The sequence below is a fragment of the Nocardia sp. NPDC049707 genome (assembly GCF_040674855.1).
GTDB lineage: Bacteria > Actinomycetota > Actinomycetes > Mycobacteriales > Mycobacteriaceae > Nocardia.
Genome location: NZ_JBFANN010000113.1, coordinates 1 through 255, shown reverse-complemented (window position 1 = coordinate 255; position 255 = coordinate 1). Strand labels below are relative to the sequence as shown.

Genomic DNA, 255 nt, shown 5'->3' with positions numbered 1-255 from the left:
TGCTTCGCGGCGTGCGCGATCTTCTTTTTCTCGGCGGAGGATGCGTTCTGCTTCGCGGCGGGCGTTTTCTTCTTCCTCGCGGCGGAGGCGTTCTGCTTCGCGGCGTGCTTTGTCTTTTTCTTCTTGTTCGCGGCGGAGGCGTTCTTGTTCGCGGAGTGCGTTGTCTTTTTCTTCTTGTTCGCGGCGGAGGCGTTCTTGTTCGCGGAGTGCGTTGTCTTTTTCTTCTTGTTCGCGGCGGAGGCGTTCTTGTTCGCG

Annotated in this window: 1 pseudogene; it reads right to left on the bottom strand. The window is 58.4% G+C overall.

Going from position 1 to position 255, the window contains the following annotated elements:
- A pseudogene (locus tag AB0J29_RS37090) lies at positions 1–255 on the bottom strand (hypothetical protein); the annotation flags it as partial.